At 72.5% G+C, this 16,063-nt stretch carries 15 protein-coding genes; 10 read left to right on the top strand and 5 right to left on the bottom strand.

Annotation, left to right across the window (positions count from 1 at the left end; translation table 11 throughout):
• The first annotated feature begins 384 nt into the window (after positions 1–384).
• The 5 genes from ACWDSJ_RS32475 to ACWDSJ_RS32455 all read left to right on the top strand — a co-directional run bounded on the left by ACWDSJ_RS32475 (position 385) and on the right by ACWDSJ_RS32455 (position 4,154).
• Positions 385–699 carry a hypothetical protein gene (locus tag ACWDSJ_RS32475; RefSeq protein ID WP_450036480.1) on the top strand — a complete coding sequence of 105 codons (315 nt, stop codon included), beginning with the start codon at positions 385–387 and terminating at the stop codon, positions 697–699.
• 247 nt (positions 700–946) lie between these two features.
• On the top strand, positions 947–1,477 hold the full coding sequence (locus tag ACWDSJ_RS32470; protein WP_450036479.1) for a hypothetical protein: 531 nt from the start codon (positions 947–949) through the stop codon (positions 1,475–1,477).
• A gap of 4 nt (positions 1,478–1,481) precedes the next feature.
• The gene (locus ACWDSJ_RS32465; protein ID WP_450036478.1) at positions 1,482–3,575 is read left to right on the top strand and encodes an MMPL family transporter; all 2,094 of its coding nucleotides are present in this window, start codon (positions 1,482–1,484) and stop codon (positions 3,573–3,575) included.
• 2 nt (positions 3,576–3,577) lie between these two features.
• On the top strand, positions 3,578–3,922 hold the full coding sequence (locus ACWDSJ_RS32460; RefSeq protein ID WP_450036477.1) for a DUF2568 domain-containing protein: 345 nt from the start codon (positions 3,578–3,580) through the stop codon (positions 3,920–3,922).
• 73 nt (positions 3,923–3,995) lie between these two features.
• Positions 3,996–4,154, top strand: a complete 159-nt coding sequence (locus tag ACWDSJ_RS32455; protein WP_387357902.1) for a hypothetical protein — start codon at positions 3,996–3,998, stop codon at positions 4,152–4,154.
• Positions 4,155–4,158: 4 nt separating this feature from the next.
• Here the strand turns inward: ACWDSJ_RS32455 and ACWDSJ_RS32450 are convergent, their stop codons facing one another.
• The 4 genes from ACWDSJ_RS32450 to ACWDSJ_RS32435 all read right to left on the bottom strand — a co-directional run bounded on the left by ACWDSJ_RS32450 (position 4,159) and on the right by ACWDSJ_RS32435 (position 8,459).
• Positions 4,159–5,010 carry a heme ABC transporter ATP-binding protein gene (locus ACWDSJ_RS32450; RefSeq protein WP_450036476.1) on the bottom strand — a complete coding sequence of 284 codons (852 nt, stop codon included), beginning with the start codon at positions 5,008–5,010 and terminating at the stop codon, positions 4,159–4,161.
• A 268-nt stretch (positions 5,011–5,278) separates the two neighbouring features.
• Positions 5,279–6,385, bottom strand: coding sequence for a FecCD family ABC transporter permease (locus ACWDSJ_RS32445; RefSeq protein WP_450036475.1), 1,107 nt, complete (start codon positions 6,383–6,385; stop codon positions 5,279–5,281).
• Positions 6,382–7,434 carry a heme/hemin ABC transporter substrate-binding protein gene (locus tag ACWDSJ_RS32440; protein ID WP_450036473.1) on the bottom strand — a complete coding sequence of 351 codons (1,053 nt, stop codon included), beginning with the start codon at positions 7,432–7,434 and terminating at the stop codon, positions 6,382–6,384. Before ACWDSJ_RS32440 ends, ACWDSJ_RS32445 begins: the two co-directional genes overlap by 4 nt.
• A gap of 62 nt (positions 7,435–7,496) precedes the next feature.
• The gene (locus ACWDSJ_RS32435) at positions 7,497–8,459 is read right to left on the bottom strand and encodes an aldo/keto reductase (RefSeq protein ID WP_387357910.1); all 963 of its coding nucleotides are present in this window, start codon (positions 8,457–8,459) and stop codon (positions 7,497–7,499) included.
• A gap of 191 nt (positions 8,460–8,650) precedes the next feature.
• Between ACWDSJ_RS32435 and ACWDSJ_RS32430 the strand changes: the two genes are divergently transcribed.
• From ACWDSJ_RS32430 to mshC, 4 genes are all read left to right on the top strand, one after another.
• On the top strand, positions 8,651–9,391 hold the full coding sequence (locus ACWDSJ_RS32430) for a histidine phosphatase family protein (protein WP_450036471.1): 741 nt from the start codon (positions 8,651–8,653) through the stop codon (positions 9,389–9,391).
• Between the two features lie 24 nt (positions 9,392–9,415).
• Positions 9,416–10,003, top strand: a complete 588-nt coding sequence (locus tag ACWDSJ_RS32425; protein ID WP_387357914.1) for a DUF3090 domain-containing protein — start codon at positions 9,416–9,418, stop codon at positions 10,001–10,003.
• A 4-nt stretch (positions 10,004–10,007) separates the two neighbouring features.
• On the top strand, positions 10,008–10,796 hold the full coding sequence (locus ACWDSJ_RS32420) for an SCO1664 family protein (RefSeq protein WP_450036469.1): 789 nt from the start codon (positions 10,008–10,010) through the stop codon (positions 10,794–10,796).
• A gap of 172 nt (positions 10,797–10,968) precedes the next feature.
• Entirely contained in the window at positions 10,969–12,207 is a 1,239-nt protein-coding gene (gene mshC, locus ACWDSJ_RS32415) for a cysteine--1-D-myo-inosityl 2-amino-2-deoxy-alpha-D-glucopyranoside ligase (RefSeq protein WP_450036467.1), read from the top strand.
• A gap of 124 nt (positions 12,208–12,331) precedes the next feature.
• Here the strand turns inward: mshC and ACWDSJ_RS32410 are convergent, their stop codons facing one another.
• On the bottom strand, positions 12,332–12,982 hold the full coding sequence (locus tag ACWDSJ_RS32410; protein WP_450036466.1) for a TetR family transcriptional regulator: 651 nt from the start codon (positions 12,980–12,982) through the stop codon (positions 12,332–12,334).
• Between the two features lie 84 nt (positions 12,983–13,066).
• On the opposite strand from ACWDSJ_RS32410, the gene ACWDSJ_RS32405 reads away from it, so the two are divergent.
• The gene (locus ACWDSJ_RS32405) at positions 13,067–16,024 is read left to right on the top strand and encodes a type II toxin-antitoxin system Rv0910 family toxin (protein WP_450036464.1); all 2,958 of its coding nucleotides are present in this window, start codon (positions 13,067–13,069) and stop codon (positions 16,022–16,024) included.
• Positions 16,025–16,063 lie beyond the last annotated feature (39 nt).

Here is a 16,063-nt window from a genome sequence, read left to right as displayed (position 1 = left end):
GGGCGGGGTCGCGGCGGCGGGGGCGAGCGCGGCGGTGGCGGGCGCTCCGGCGGCCGGGCCGTCCGGGTCCTTATCCGATTTCGCGCAGGCCGTGAGGCCCGGGCTCAGCAGCGCCGCGACGATCAACAGCACCGTCCACCGCCGGACCGGTCGGTTCCCCTGGGGACCCCGCATCCACCGCACTCCTTCGCACCCGCCACACTCACGCATCCGTTGTCATCTGACCATGGTGACCGAGGCGGGCCGTGCACCGGGGTCGTTCCGGGATCGTTCCGGCCAGAAGGGACCCGCGGTCGGATTGTCGGGGGTCGGGGTTACCGTGGACACCTGACCAGCAACCGACGCAGGGAGTTCCGGTTGAGAACGGACCATTCGCCAGGATTCGTGCTGGAGGACCTTACCGTCGGTCCGTTCGCGCACGGGTTCGGCGTGACGGGGGACGGGCGGTCGTTCGCGTTCCGGACGGTCGCGGGCACGCTGACCGTCGAGATCTACCGCCCCGATCCGGCCACTCCCGTACCCGGTCCCGATGACGTGGCCGCCGTCGCCACCGCCCGGGTCACCGATATCGACCTCGACGATCCGCGCAGCATCACGGCTCTGGTTCGTGACCTGATTCCCGTCGCGGCGGGCGTCGATCGCGCGCCCGGCGTGCGCGCGCTGTGGCATCGGCTGGGGTCCGTGCTGGACGGGCGCTGACTCGGGCGCTCGGCCCGGCGTGCCCGACGAATCGCGGCCGTGCCGACTCGGCGTCCACCGACCCGGAAGATCGCCGGGCCCGGGCGCGTGCCGAACGGTGAGTTCGCCGGACGCCGCTGGCCGCTGTCGCGAAACACCTTGCGGGACAACACGATCCGCTTCCGCCACGCCGCTGCGCGGTGATCGTCGCCCGCCGTGACAGACTGTAGTAGAACTACCGGTAACTTTCGACGCGGCGAGGACGGGAATGGTGCGACGTTCGGTGCGCATGGCGGCGGCGCTGGCGGTGCCCGCGATCTTGGCGGCGGCCTGCGGCGGAGGGGCCGACGAGGCGTCGGTGGACGCGGCGCGGTCCTCGGCCTACGCGGCGCTGACCTCCTCGTCGCAGGCCGCGGCGGTGAGCCGGGCGAACCGGCCGCCGATCCCGACCGCCGCGCAACTCGACGATCAGATCAAGCGGGCCCTCGATCCGGCGCTGCCCGACTCCGAGCGGACCGATCTGATCGAGGACGGGGCCGCGTTCAAGGACGCCATCCCGGACATGTACAAGGCGCTGCACGACAATCCGCGCGCGGTGTACGGGGTGGTGGATCCGGTCTTCGACAACCACGACGGCACGTTGACCGCCACCATGCGCCTGGACAAGGACGGCAGCGGCACCAATGTGCGCACGACGATCGTGCACTTCGTCGACGTCGACGGCCGGTGGAAGATCTCGCGCACCGACCTGTGCGGCATCCTGCGCTCGGCCGACTACAAGACCCCGGCCTGCGGCTGAGCCGATGATGCGGGAGCAGGCGCTGCGGTGGGGCCGATTCGTCCACCGCCACCGCTACCCGGTGTTCGCGGTCTTCGTGATCCTGGTCGGGCTGAGCGGACTCTACGGACGGGATCTGGGGTCGCGGCTGACCCAGGGCGGGTGGTTCGACGAGAGCAGCGAATCGGTGGTGGCCTCGAAACTGGCCGACACCACCTTCGGCCGCGACCGCGACGCCGACGTCATCGTCCTCTACACCGCCCCACCGGGCACCACGGTCGACGATCCCGCGGTGCGGATCCCGATCACCGCCGCGCTGGAACGGTTGCGCGAGACCTATCCCGACCGCATCCAGAAGATCGACAGCTACTTCGACGGCCCGATGATGGGCCAGTTCGCCGACGCCTCGCGCACCCACGCCTTCGCCAGCATCGGATTGCGCGGCGCGGACACCGAATCGGTGAACAACTACCTCGCCATCGAGAACGACATCGGCGCGGGGCGGCCCGGGGGCGGACCCGGCGGCACGACGGTGGAGCTGGCGGGCCTGCAACCGGTGGTCGAGGGCATCAATATCGGTATGCAGCACGACATCCACCGCGCGGAGCTGATCGCGTTGCCGATCGTGGCGGTGCTGCTGTACTTCGTGTTCGGCGGGGTGGTGGCCGCGGCGCTGCCGGTGCTCATCGGCGGGATGACGATCCTGGGCAGTCAGGGCATCATGCGGCTGCTGACCGGGCACATCCAGGTCAACGTGTTCGCCTCGGCGGTGGTCACATTGGTGAGTCTGGGGCTGGCGATCGACTACGGGCTGTTCGCGGTGACCCGGTTCCGGGAGGAGCTGGCGGCCGGGCGCAGCGTGGAGGAGGCGACCGCGCGCACGGTGGCCACGGCCGGGCGCACGGTGGTGTTCTCGGCGATGATCATCGCGGTGAGTCTGGGGGCGTTGTTCATCTACCCCAACGGGGTGCTGCGGTCGGTGCCCTACGGCGGCATCTCCTCGGTGCTGCTGGCGGCGGTGCTGTCGGTGACCGCGCTGCCCGCGGCGCTGTCGATCGTGGGGCGGCGCATCGATCTGCTGGGGTGGGGGCGGCTGGCGAGCATCCGCACCGCTGAGCAGATCGATCGCGGGTTCTTCTCGCGGCTGGCGTTGTTCGCGATGCGGCGGCCCGCGCGGGTGATCGTGCCGGTGGTGCTGGGGCTGCTGGTGTTGCTGATCCCGTTCCGGCAGATCGAGTTCGGCGGGCTGAGCGAACGCTATCTGGCGCGGGACAATCCGGCCCGGGTGGCGCAGGAGAGGTTCGACGCGCTGTTCCCCGCGTTCCGCACCGAACCGCTGAAACTCGTTGTGGTGGGCGCGAATTCGGAGCAGCTGTCCGACATCCGGTTCCAGGCCAATTTCGCGCCGGGGCTGACCGGGCCGTTCGAGGCGTCCGCGCCGACCACCGACGGGATCAACGTGCTGTCCACCGGTCTGCGCAGCAAACGCGACGCCGACGCGGCCATCGCGTCGCTGCGCGCGATTCCGCGACCGCCGGGGGTGCGGGTGATGGTGGCGGGGGTGCCCGCGCTGGAACGCGACGCCATCCACGGCCTGATCCGGGGGCTGCCGCTGCTGGCGGCGATTCTGGCGGCGGCGGCGATCGGGTTGATGTACGCGGCGTTTCGCTCGCTGGTGCTGGCGGTGAAGGCGGTGGTGATGAGCACGCTGTCGCTCGGCGCGACGCTGGGGGTGCTGACGTGGATCTTCGTGGAGGGGCACGGGGCCGGGTGGTTCGACTTCACGCCGCAGCCGTTGATGTTCGCGGTGCTGGTGCTGATCGTGACGGTGCTGTTCGGGTTGTCCACCGACTACGAGGTGTTCCTGCAATCGCGGATGGCCGAGGCGCGCGCGAACGGAGCCGACCCGCCCGAGGCCATCCGGTTCGGCATCGCGCACACCGGCGGGGTGATCACCTCGGCGGCGGCGATCCTGATCGTGGTGACCGGCGCGTTCGGTTTCTCGGACCTGGTGCTGATGAAGTACATCGCCTACGGCATGATCGCGGCACTGGTGTTGGACGCCACGGTGATTCGCATGCTGCTGACACCGGCGGTGCTGAAACTCGTATGGCGGTGAGGATGACGGTGGTCAAGGGCGCGAACATGGCGCTGATGTTCGTGCTGGAGTTGGGCGTGCTGGCCTCGGCGATCGCGTGGGGGCTGAGTCTCGATGCGGCGCTGGCGGTTCGGATCCTGGCGGCCGCGGCGGTGGTGGCGGTGTTCGTGCTCGTGTGGTCGCAGCTGGCCGCCGGGGGCAAGGCGCCGCATCAGCAGTACGGGTGGCGGCGGTTCGCGGTGGAGTTGGGGTGGTTCGGCGGCGGCGCGGTGCTCGCGGGTTTCGCGTGGTCGCCGGTGGTGGCGCTGGTGTTGTTCGCGGCGTGGGCGGTCAACGGCGCGTTGCGGGTGTGGTGGCGGCAGGTGTGAAAAGGCCGTGCGCGCGGGCGGATTCGCCACGCCGATGCCGGGGTCCGCGCCAACCCCCGTTAACCTAGGGTCCGTGACACACCCGGAAGATGCTCAGCAGACCAGCCACGGCCGCCACGCCGCACCCGAAGGGGCAGGGGTGCATCCGCTGATCGACCTCGATCGCGATCCCACGCCGGGGCGGCCCGACCACGCCCGCCCCGACGAGGACGACGAACCCGCCGACGACTGACCCGTCATCGACGAACCGGCAGCACCAGCTGCGCGCCGGTGACGGGATGATCGAAAACCTCGACGGGGTGCTGGTAGACGCGGGTGAGCAGCTCGGTGCGCAGCACCTCGCGCGGGGTTCCGGCGGCGGCGATCCCGCCGTCGTGCAGGACGGCGACCCGGTCGGCGTAGGCGGCGGCCACGCCGAGATCGTGCAGCACGACCACCACCGCCGCACCCGCGGCCGCCCGGTCGCGCGCCAGGCGCAGAACCTGTTCCTGGTGGCCCAGATCCAGCGCGGCGGTGGGTTCGTCCAGCAGCAGCGTGGGGGTTTGCTGGGCGAGTACCCGGGCCAGGGCGACGCGGGCGCGTTCGCCGCCCGACAGCGCCGGAAACGGCCGCGCCGCAAGATGTTCCACATCGGTCGCGGCCAGGGCCGCGGCGATCGCCCGCTCGTCGTGCTCGGCGGCCGGGGTGCGGGCCCAGGGGGAGCGCCCCATGGCGACGACCTCGCGGGCGGTGAAGGGGAAGCTGACCTGATGGGTCTGGGGGAGGACCGCGCGACGCCGGGCCATGTCGACCGGCGTCCACTCCCGCAGCGGGCGCCCGTCGAGTTCGATTGCGCCGCTGGCGGGTTCGAGTTCGCCCGCCAACGCGGCCAGCAGCGTGGACTTCCCGGCCCCGTTGGGCCCGACGAGGGCGAGGATCTGCCCGGCGACCACCTCGAGGTCCACATCGGTCAGGATCCGGCGGCCCCCGCCGCGATCGACGGCGACCGCGCGAGCGCGCAGGGTGACCTCGCCGGGCGCGGGGTGCGGCGGGACGCCGTGGGCGCGGCCGAGCAGGCGATCGAGGCCGCGGGTGAGCAGGGTGGTCATCGGGCTCCCCTCCGGACCGAGCGGTCGTCCGGTTCCCGGTCCCGCGTGTCGCCGCCCGTCCCCTCGAACAGCACCCCGCCCGCTCTCGTGGCCGCCAACCCGCCCCGCGTGGTCGTCGTGAAAAGCGCTGTGGCACAGGCCCCTTTCGTGGGCGTCGAGCTGGCGTGTGCCGTCGCGGTGGAATGCGTTGTAATACGGGCCGCGTCCGAGGCTGTGGGCCCGGCGTGAATTGGGGTTGTGGCGCAGTGGTTTCGGGGCGCGACCGATCTCATGCCCAGCCTCCCGCGCGTGCTCGGGTGCGGCGTAGCAGCCAGAAGAAGAATGGGCCGCCGACCAGGGAGGTGAGCATGCCGAGGGGGAGGTCGGCGTTGGGGACGAGGCTGCGCGCGCCGATGTCGGCGGCCAGGAGGACGATCGCGCCGAAGATCGCGGACAGGGGGATGAGTACGCGGTGGGCCGGGCCGACGAGCATCCGGACGACGTGCGGGACGATCAGGCCGACGAACAGGATGATGCCGGTGAACGCGACCCCGGCGGTGGCGAGGACGGCCACGATCACGATGACGTTGCGCCGCAATCGTTCCACGTCCACGCCCAGGTGCCGCGCGGCCGCCTCGCCGAGGGCCAGCAGGTCGAGCCGGGGCGCGAGCAGCACCGCGGCGGCCACGCCGAGCGCGGTCAGCGGCGCGACCACGCCGACGGCCTGCCAGGTCGCCCCGTTGAGGCTGCCCAACTGCCAGAACACGATCTGATCGCGCGCGGCGGGGGAGGCGACGAACAGCAGGAACGACATGAGCCCGCCCGCGAACGCGTTGACCGCCACCCCGGTGAGCACCAGCGTCACGGTCTCGGTGCGCCCGTTGGCCCGTGACAGCAGATACACCAGCAGCGTGGTCAGCAGTCCGGCGACGAACGCGCCGCCCGCCACCGACCAGGCCGCCGCGAACGCCCCGCCCACCACGATCACGATGCCCGCCCCGACGGCCGCGCCCGCCGACACACCGATCACCCCGGGTTCGGCGAGCGGGTTGGCGAACACACCCTGCAACAACGCGCCCGCGGTCGCCAGGGCCCCGCCGACGAGCACGGCGAGCACCACGCGCGGGAAACGCACCTGCCACAGCGTCACCTCCCCGGCGGGGTGGTGCGGGATCGGCCCCCAGTCGAGCCCGATCCGGTGCAGGACGCTGCCCGCCACCTCCGCCGGGGTGGTGGGGACCTGGCCGATGGCGGCCGAGGCGAGGGCGAGCAGGATCAGCGCGGCGACCGAGACGACGGCCACGACCAGCACCCGCGACCAGCGTCGAGGAGACGCCGGGCCGGGCTCGGAAGACGGTGGCGCGGAACCGGTTTCCTCGGTCTCGGTCGCGCTCATGCCGCCGTGCCGTAGAGGGCCTTGGTGAGCGCGGTCAGTACCCGGCCCGTATTCGGCCCGAAGCTGAGCAGCACCTTGTCGTCCATGTCGACCACGCGCTTGTTCTTCCCCGCGGGGGTCTGGGCGATGCCGGGAATCTTGGCCAGCCCGTCCACGCCGCCGATGGAGGCCAGCCCGTCGGTCATGACCAGGAACGCGTCGGGCGCGGCGGCGATCATGGCCTCGCTGGTGATGGGCGTGAACGGTTCGGTGAGCCCGGCCGCGGTCCCGGCGTCGACGCCGCCGAGCGCGGTCACGAGCGCGTCCGCGCCCGAACCGCGCCCGCCCATCATGGTGATGGCGGTCGAGCGCAGGTACAGGAAGGCGATGCGCGGTTTCGGATCCTGGTGCGGCACAGCGGCGCTCGCGGCGGCGATCTCGTCGCTGGTGCGCCGGGCGAGCCGCTCGCCCTGGTCGGGGACGCCGAGCGCGGCGGCGACGGCCCGGATCTGCGGCACCACCCCGTCGAGGCTGCGCTGCGGATCGAAGAACACCACGGTGATGCCGAGCGCGCGCAGCTGGTCGCGCAGGGTCGGGGTGACGCTGACGGTGTCGGTGAGGAACACCGAGGGCCGTTGCGCCGCAACGGCTTCCACATTGATGCTGCCGTTGCCGCCCGCGACGTTGGTGACCCCCTGCATGGCCGGGGTCGCCGCGGAGGCCCGGCCGACGAGGCGGTCGCCGAGCCCGAGCGCCCACACGGTCTGCGCGAGCGTCCCGTACCGGTCCACGGCGATGATGCGGCTGGCATCGGTCACGGTGACCTGCCCGCCGTCGAAGGACGGCACGGTCGCGGGGAGCCGCGGGGCGAGTGCGGGTCCGATGGGGACCGGGTCGGGGTCGGTGAGCGTCGCGGTCGCCGGGCCCCGTCCGTTCGCCGTACCGGTCCCGGAGTCCGCGCACGCGCTCACCGCGGCGACGAGCGCGACGGCGAGGAGCACGAGCAGCGCTCGCGGCGCCGAGCGGGGGCGGTTCTCGCGCGGGGTTCGGGCTCGGTCGGCACGGCTCATGAGGCAAGCCTAAGAGGTGCGCGGGGCGGCCGGTCGGCGACCCGTCTCCGGTGGCGTGCCCGTCACCCCCGGCTGACGTCGTCGAGGGCGGCGGCGATCGCGCGCGGCAGTTCCAGGGTCTCGGCCGCGAGAATGCCGGTGAGCTGGGCGATGTCGCGCGCGCCGACGATGAGGCTCGCCACGGCGGGCCGGTCGCGGATCCAGGCCAGCGCCACCGCCAGCGGGGAGGTGCCCAGCCCGTCGGCGGCGGTGACCAGGGCGTCCACCACGCGGGTGGCGTGGTCGTCGAGCCGGTCGGTGATCTCGCTGGCGGTCGCCTCGTCCGCGCCGCGGGAATCGGCGGGCACGCCGTCGCGGTACTTGCCGGTGAGGATGCCCCCGGCCAGCGCGTGCGTCGCGATCAGCCCGACGCCGTGGTGTTCGGCCGCGGGCACGACATCGCGTTCGGGTCCGCGCGCGAGCAGCGAGTACGGCACCGACGCGGCGGTGATCGGGGCCGCGGCGGCGAGGGTGGCCAGCTGCCAGGCGTTGTGCCCGCGCATCCCGGCGTAGCGGACGCGGCCGGAGCGGACGGCGTATTCGAGGGTGGTCGCGATCTCCTCGAGCGGGGTGTGCGGATCCCACGCCGCGACGCTCCAGACGTCGAGGTAGTCGGTGCCGAGTTCGGCGAGGGTGTGGTCGAGCTGACGCATGAGGGTGCGCCGCGAGGCGTCCACGGTCCAGGGCACTTCCGCGGCGGGCGTGCCGGTCGGGTCGAGCACCCCGGGCACCGGAACCAGGCCCGCGCAACCCGACAGCACCAGATCCCCGCGCGGCACGAGCTCCCCGATCAGCCCGCCGAGGATGCGCTGCGAACCGCCGCCGTGATAGGCGGGGGAGGTGTCGACCAGGGTGCCCCCGGCCTCCACGAACGCCACCAGTTGCACCGACGCGTCGTCGGCGTCGGTGTGCTTGCCCCAGGTGTGCGTCGCCAGCCCGATCCGCGACACCCGTAACCCGCTGCGCCCGACCGTCCGCTGTTCCATCACCGTGCCTGCACTTCCGTCACGGGTGTAGAGCCTAGGGCCCCAAGCGGTTCGGATCGGGCTATGGGCCCGCGAACCGCCGACGCGTGCGGCCGGGCGGGGCAAGCGCTTCCGTGGCGTTCGCTGCCAGATTGCGCGCGCCGCAGGATCTTCCGGCACGCCCCCTGCCATGATCGCCTAGGCTGGGTGCCATGACGGTGATCCTGCTGCGGCACGGGGTGTCGGCCTCCAACACCGCGCGCACGCTGGCCGGGCGCAGCACGGGGGTGGATCTGACCGACCGCGGCCGCGAGCAGGCCCAGGCGGTGGCGGCCCGGCTGGGCGCGCTGCCCATCGAGCGCGTCGTGGCCTCCCCGCTGTTGCGCTGCCATCGCACGGTGGCGCCGCTGGCGGAGAAACTCGGGCTCGAGCCGGAGGTCGACGAGGCGCTGGTCGAGGTCGACTACGGTGAGTGGACAGGCCGCGCGCTCGAGGAGTTGGTGAAGGAACCGCTGTGGAAGGTGGTGCAGCGGCACGCGTCGGGCGCGGTGTTCCCCGGTGGTGAGGGGCTCGCGCAGGTGCAGCAGCGGGCGGTCGCGGCGATCCGGGCGCGGGATCGGGCGCTGGCCGCCGAGCGCGGGCGCGACGTGCTGTGGCTGGCGTGCAGTCACGGCGACGTGATCAAGTCGGTGCTGGCCGACGCGTTCGGCATCCATCTGGACGGCTTCCAGCGGATCGTGGTCGAACCGGCCTCGATCAGCGTGATCCGGTACACGCCGACGGCCCCGTTCGTGTGGCGGGTCAACGATACGGGCACCGATCTGTCGGCCCTGGCCGCTATCGCGCAGCAACACGGGGAGAAGGCGTCGGAACCGGTCCCCGGCGGAGAGGTCGGCGCGGCGGCGAGTACGGATAATGGGAATGCGCAACGCCCCGATGCGCGTAGTGAGTAGTGCAGTCGGTATCAGGAGGTGCAGATGGCCCGAGCAATCCATGTGTTTCGCACCCCCGATCGTTTCGTCGCCGGGACCGTCGGTGAACCAGGCGATCGCGCCTTCTATCTCCAGGCCGTGGAGGAGCCCCGCGTGGTCAGCGTGCTGCTGGAGAAGCAGCAGGTGAAGGTGCTGGCCGACCGGATGGGTCTGTTGCTGGACGAGGTGGCGCGCCGCTTCGGCGCGCCGGTGCCCCCGCAGGCCGAGGAGGTGTCCGACACCGCGCCGCTGAAAACCCCGATAGACGCCGAATTCCGGGTCGGCACAATGGGTTTGGGCTGGGACGCGGACGCCGGGGCGGTGGTGGTCGAGCTGCTGGCGATCACCGAGACCGAGGTCGACGAGTCGGTGGTGCTCGACGACACCGAGGAGGGCCCCGACGCGGTGCGGGTGTTCCTGACCCCGATCCAGGCGCGCGAGTTCGCGTTGCGCTCGGCGAAGGTGATCGCGGCCGGGCGGCCGCCGTGTCCGCTGTGCGGGGAGCCGCTGTCGGTGAAGGGGCACATGTGCGTGCGCACCAACGGCTACAAGCGCGGCGACATCTTCGGCGCGGCCGATCTCGAGGAGGAATGATCCGGTGAGCGCCGACGGCGACCCGTTCCACACCGGAGAGCTGTCGGTGATCGGACGAATCACCACCGCCAGCAATCTGACTCTGGTCTGCGAGGTCGGCGACGGCGGCGAGCGGGTGGTGTACAAGCCGGTGCGCGGGGAGCGGCCGCTGTGGGACTTCCCCGACGGCACCCTGGCCGGGCGGGAGGTGGCGTCGTATCTGGTGTCGCGGGCGCTGGGCTGGGCGGTGATCCCGGAGACGATCCTGCGCGACGGACCGCTGGGGGCGGGGATGGTGCAGCGCTGGGTCGAGTCGGTGGATTCGGCGGATCCGGCGCGGCTGGATCTGGTGGATCTGGTTCCGGTGGGCGCGGTTCCGGACGGGTTCCGCGAGGTGCTGCGGGCCGTGGACGGGTCGGGTGCGGAAGTGGCGCTGGTGCACGCCGACGATCCGCGGCTGCGCCGTATGGCGGTGCTGGACGTGTTGCTCAACAACGCCGATCGCAAGGGCGGGCACGCGCTCGAGGGCGCCGACGGCGGCGTGTACGGGGTCGATCACGGGATCTGTTTGCACAGTGAGCCGAAATTGCGCACGGTGCTGTGGGGGTGGGCGGGGGAGCCGGTGGCCGAGGAGCTCCTTGCCGATGTCGCGGAATTCGTCAAGACCCTTCCCGGGGAGGTCGGCGACGATCTGGCCGAGCATCTGACCGACGCGGAGATCGAGGCGCTCGGGCGGCGCGGGCGGCGGCTGCTCGACGACCCGGTGATGCCGTTGCCGGTGAGCGCGCGGCCGATCCCGTGGCCCGCGTTCTGAGCGGCCGGGCGCCGCGCGATCGCCTCGGGGTATCGGTGCGCGGGGATTGCAACGGTTGACTTCCGGCATCGACTGCGAATCGGCAGGTCGTGCCATATCGCCGGGGTGGTCGGCGCGGGGGTCGGGCGGGGTCGGCGCGGCGGCGTCTCGATCTGACCTTTACCCTCGAATCATGCAGTCCTGGTCCGATATCGCCGTCCCGACCGTCCCCGGATCCGGACCGCCGTTGCGGTTGTTCGACACCGCCGACCGGCAGGTGCGTCCGGTCACGCCCGGCGCGGTCGCCACGATGTATGTGTGCGGCATCACCCCCTATGACGCCACCCATCTCGGGCACGCGGCGACGTATCTGACCTTCGATCTGGTCAATCGGGTGTTGCGCGACGCCGGGCATCGGGTGCACTACGTGCAGAACGTCACCGATGTCGACGATCCGCTGTTCGAGCGGGCGGCGCGCGACGGGGTGGACTGGCGGGATCTGGGGGCGCGGGAGATCGCGTTGTTCCGTGAGGACATGGCCGCGTTGCGGGTGCTGGCCCCGCGCGATTACGTGGGCGCGGTCGAATCGGTGAACGAGGTCGTGGAGCTGGTCGACAAGCTGCTGGCCTCCGGGGCGGCGTATGTGGTGCGCGCCGACGAGTATCCCGACATCTACTTCCGCCACGACGCGACAGAACAGTTCGGCTACGAGTCCGGCTACGACCGCGCCACCATGGAACGGCTGTTCGCCGAGCGCGGCGGCGACCCCGACCGTCCCGGCAAACGCGATCCCCTCGACGCACTGCTGTGGCGCGCGGCCCGCCCCGGCGAGCCGTCGTGGCCCGCGCCCTTCGGTCCCGGCCGTCCCGGTTGGCACATCGAGTGCGCCGCAATCGCTTTGAACCGCATCGGCCCCGAATTCGACATCCAGGGCGGCGGCAGCGACCTGATCTATCCCCACCACGAGTACTCCGCCGCCCACGCCGAGGCCGTCGTCGCGCATCGCCGCTTCGCCCGCCACTACGTCCACGCGGGCCTGATCGCCCTCGACGGCGAGAAGATGTCCAAGTCCCGGGGCAATCTGGTCCTCGTCTCCACCCTCCGCGCGGCGGGCACCGACCCCGCCGCCATCCGCCTGGGCCTGTTCTCCGGCCACTACCGCCAGGACCGCGAGTGGAACGCCACGGTCCTCGCCGAGGCCGAGTCCCGCCTCGCCCACTGGCGCCGAGCCGCCGCCCTCCCCACCGCCCTCCCCGCCGGCGACACCCTCGCCCGCCTGCGCCACCACCTCGCCGACGACCTCGACACCCCCAAAGCCCTTGCCGCCCTGGACAACTGGGCCCACCAATCCCTCACCTACGGCGGCCCCGACCCCACCGCCCCCACCCTCGTCAAGAACGCCGCCGACGCCCTCCTCGGCATCCCCCTCTGACCCCAGGCCCGGCAACCCAGCCGCACCCTTTATTCGAATCCGCACCCGTTGCAGGGCTATGTAACGGGTGCGGATCCAAATAAGGGGTGCGGCTGGGTTCGTCGGCGGGGAGGTCGTAAAGGGGTTATGGGGGTGGGCCGGTGAGGATCGGGGCGATGGCGACGTGGGCCAGGTATTCGACGGCGTGGGGGTCGGTGAGGTCGACGGTGAGGCTGGGGGTGAGGAGGTAGCCGAGGGTGATGTGGATGAGGGCGTCGGCTTGGGCGGAGGGGTTGCCCGGGGGGAGTTGGTGTTCGGCCTGGGCGCGGGAGATGTGGGCGGTGACGCGGGCGTGGGCGAGGGTGATGGGGGCGTGCGGGCCGTGGGTGAGGGCGTGCAGGAGTTCGCCGCGGTGGGTGGCCTCGGCGGCGAGGAGGGGGTGGCGGTGCAGGCCGAGGCAGAGGGCGAAGCCCGCGGCGACCTGTTCGGCGGGGTCGTCGATGGTGGCCAGGCGGGCGGCGAGGGCGTCGAGCAGGGCGGTGATCTCGCGGGTGAGGGCGCGTTCGAACAACTCGTCCTTGCCGGAGAAGCGGCGGAAGACCGTGGCGCGGCCGACGCCCGCGGCGGCGGCGACCTCGGCCATGGTGGCGGCGCGGGTGCCGCGGCGGGCGAGGACGGTGACGGCGGCGTCGAGGATGGCGGCGTCGGTGTCGCCGGTGGCGGGGCGGGCGCCCGCGAAGGCGCGGCCCGCGGCGCGGCGCAACAGATTGGGCAGCGGCGCACCGGGTCTGGTCACGCGGCGGCTCCCTTCGCGGCACCCCTTGACGGGGTGAGACTATTGGACATCTAATGGTCTCACATTCGAGGTGGAGGTGGAATCGTGTCGGCTGTGCCGGGTTTCGATCGTATTCGCGCCGCGCGCAAGGGGATTCGCGCCACGGGCGCGCTCCTGGACGCCGTGCGCAAGGATCCACGCATCGCCGGAGATCTGGTGCGGGGCCTGATCGGCGGCGCGGACCAGCCCCAGCCCGCGCCGGTCGCGAGCGTCGAGGCCCCGGCGGGCCTGGCCGAATTCAGCCGCACCGCCCACGCCGAGCAGTCTCTCGCCGCCGACCTCGACACCGTGTGGGCCTACCTGAGCGACCTCGATCGCCTCGGCGAGTGGTTCACCGCCCACACCGGCTGGCGCGGGCGATCCCCGGGCCCGGTCCGGCCGGGCCTGGAATTCGTCCAGCAGGCGCTGGTGATGGGCCTGCCCGTCGACATCGAATGGCGCGTGGCCGCCGTCGAGGGCCACCGCTTCGAACTGCGCGGCCGAGCCCCGCAACAGGTACGGCTCGGGTACTGGATCACCGTGTCCGCCACCGGTTCCGAGACCCTGGTGTCCTTCGACGCCGGTATCGGCGGCCCGCCCGTGGACGGCCCGCTCGGCGGCTCGGTCACCCGCAGCCTGGGCGAGGCGATGACCGCGTCGCTGGCGAAACTGCCCGAGGCCGTCGCCGCGGCGGGCCCGCTGCGCGCCCGCGTGGCGCAGGCCCCGGTCCGGCACGACGCCTCCGGGGAGGATCTCGATCCGCGCACCCCCGTCCTGGTGGGGGTGGGTCAGTACGTGGGCCGTACCCCCGAGTTCGCCGCCGATCCGGCCGAACTCGCCGCCCGGGCGCTGCGCCGCGCCGCCGACGACGCGGGGCCGGGCGAGTCGCTGCTGCGCGGCGCGGATGCCGTGTTCGCGGTGGCCTGCGCGTCGTGGCAGTACCGCGACCTGGGCGCGGAGGTGGCCGCGCGAGTCGGCGCGGGCGGCGTCGACACCGTCCAGTCGAGCACGTTCGGCGGCGACGGCGGCCAGCTCGTCATCAACGAGGCCGCCGCCGCCATCGCCGCGGGCGACTACGAGATCGTCCTGGTCACCGGCGCCGAGGCGGGCGCCACCCAGTCCGCCGCCCAGCGCGAGGGCCACGAATTGACCTGGCCGACACAGGATTCCGCGATCTCCCCGACCCGCACGGTCGGCATCGACAAACCGGCCAACAACGCCGCCGAGACCGCCGCCGGGCTGATCGCCCCCATCAATATGTACGCGTTGATGGAGTCGGCCAACCGCCATCGCCTCGGCCGCGACGCCGGGGAGCACGCCGCCGCCGTCGCCGCCCTGTGGTCGCGCCTGTCCCGGGTCGCCGCGAGCAACGAATACGCGTGGCAGCCCGAGGAATTCACCCCGGAGCGGATCGCGGCGGTATCGGCCGACAACCGCATGGTCTCCACTCCCTACACCAAACTCGAGTGCGCCAACCTGACCGTCGACATGGCCAGCGGCATCGTGGTGTGCAGCGCGGCCGCCGCCCAGGCCGCGGGCATCCCGCAGGACCGCTGGGTGTTCCTGCACGCGGGCGCCTCCGGCCACGACGAGTGGTTCACCAGCGAACGCGCCGAACTCGCCGCGTCCCCGGCCATCCGCACCCTGGGCGCGGCGGCGCTCGCCCACACCGGCATCGAGCCCGGCGACCTCGCGCACGTCGACCTGTACGCGTGCTTCCCGGTCGCGGTGCAGATCGCCGCCCGCGAACTCGGTCTGCCCCTGGACGATCCGGACCGCCCGCTGTCGGTGACCGGCGGGCTGACCTTCGGCGGCGGCCCCGGCAACAACTACGGCGGCCACGCCGTCGCGACCCTGGTCCGGAAGTTGCGCGAGGATCCCGGCAGTTACGGCCTGTCCACCTCGCTCGGCTGGTACGTCACCAAACACGCGCTCGGCGTCTACTCCACCCGCCCGCCGCGGCGACCCTACCGGCATCTGACCCCGATCATCGACCATCCGCCCGCCCGCCCGGCCCGCTCGACCGTCACCGGCCGCGCCGTCGTGGAGGCCTACACCGTCCCCTACACGCGCGACGGCGTTCCCGAGGCGGCGGTGTTCAGCCTGATCGGTTCCGCGGGTGAGCGAATCCTGGTGCGCAGCACCGACTCCGACACCGTCGCCGCCGCCTTGGAGCGCGACCTGCTCGGCCTCGAGGTCGCCCTCGACGGGGACGCGATCCGCGTCGAGGGCGACCGGCGGGTGCCGCTGCCCGCCCCGCCGGAACCGCCCGTCCTGGTCGAGCGCCGCGGCCACGTCACGATCATCACTGTGAACCGCCCGCGGGTCCGCAACGCGATCGATCTCGCCACCGCCGTCGCCCTCGAACGCGCCCTGGACGCCTACGAGGCCGACGACGCCGCGCGGGTCGCGATCCTCACCGGCGCGGGCGGATTCTTCAGCGCCGGAATGGATCTCAAGGCCGCCGCCCGCGGCGAGATGCCCATGACCGAGGGCCGCGGCCCGCTCGGTGTGACCGCCCGGCCGCCGGAGAAGCCGCTCATCGCCGCGGTGGCGGGTCCGGCCCTGGCGGGTGGTTGCGAACTGGCGTTGGCCGCGGATCTCGTTGTCGCCGCGCGTGATTCGACGTTCGGGCTGCCGGAGGTCAAACGCGGACTGGTCGCCGTCGGCGGCGGTGTGCTGCGCCTGGCGCAGCGTCTGCCGCGCGCCTTGGCGATGGAGCTGGCGTTGACCGGCGACCCGATCCCGGCCGCCCGGGCCGCCGAACTGGGGCTGGTCAACGCGGTCGTCGATCCGGGCAAGGCGCTGGACGCCGCTCTGGAACTGGCCGAGCGGATCGCCGTGAACGCTCCCTTGAGCATCGCGGCCAGTAAACGCATCGTCGACGCCAGCCCCGATTGGTCCACGGCCGAGGGGTTCACCCGTCAGGGCGAGGTCGCGGCGACCGCCCTGTCGTCGCGCGACGCGACGGAGGGGGTGCTGGCGTTCGCGCAGAAGCGGCCGCCGGTGTGGCAGGGCCGCTGAGCGACGCGCACATCTCCCAGCCGCGGCGGGCGGGGTGAG

The sequence above is a fragment of the Nocardia sp. NPDC003482 genome (assembly GCF_053588115.1).
The sequence above is the reverse complement of the archived record's forward strand: the minus strand, read 5'-3'. Positions and strand labels throughout refer to the sequence as shown.

Bases quoted from the DNA above. Each gene is read 5' to 3' on its own strand.
- ACWDSJ_RS32470 (WP_450036479.1), top strand. From the start codon at position 947: ATGGTGCGACGTTCGGTGCGCATGGCGGCGGCGCTGGCGGTGCCCGCG.
- ACWDSJ_RS32465 (WP_450036478.1), top strand. From the start codon at position 1,482: ATGATGCGGGAGCAGGCGCTGCGGTGGGGCCGATTCGTCCACCGCCAC.
- ACWDSJ_RS32460 (WP_450036477.1), top strand. From the start codon at position 3,578: ATGACGGTGGTCAAGGGCGCGAACATGGCGCTGATGTTCGTGCTGGAG.
- ACWDSJ_RS32450 (WP_450036476.1), bottom strand. From the start codon at position 5,010: ATGACCACCCTGCTCACCCGCGGCCTCGATCGCCTGCTCGGCCGCGCC.
- ACWDSJ_RS32445 (WP_450036475.1), bottom strand. From the start codon at position 6,385: ATGAGCGCGACCGAGACCGAGGAAACCGGTTCCGCGCCACCGTCTTCC.
- ACWDSJ_RS32440 (WP_450036473.1), bottom strand. From the start codon at position 7,434: ATGAGCCGTGCCGACCGAGCCCGAACCCCGCGCGAGAACCGCCCCCGC.
- ACWDSJ_RS32435 (WP_387357910.1), bottom strand. From the start codon at position 8,459: ATGGAACAGCGGACGGTCGGGCGCAGCGGGTTACGGGTGTCGCGGATC.
- ACWDSJ_RS32430 (WP_450036471.1), top strand. From the start codon at position 8,651: ATGACGGTGATCCTGCTGCGGCACGGGGTGTCGGCCTCCAACACCGCG.
- ACWDSJ_RS32425 (WP_387357914.1), top strand. From the start codon at position 9,416: ATGGCCCGAGCAATCCATGTGTTTCGCACCCCCGATCGTTTCGTCGCC.
- mshC (WP_450036467.1), top strand. From the start codon at position 10,969: ATGCAGTCCTGGTCCGATATCGCCGTCCCGACCGTCCCCGGATCCGGA.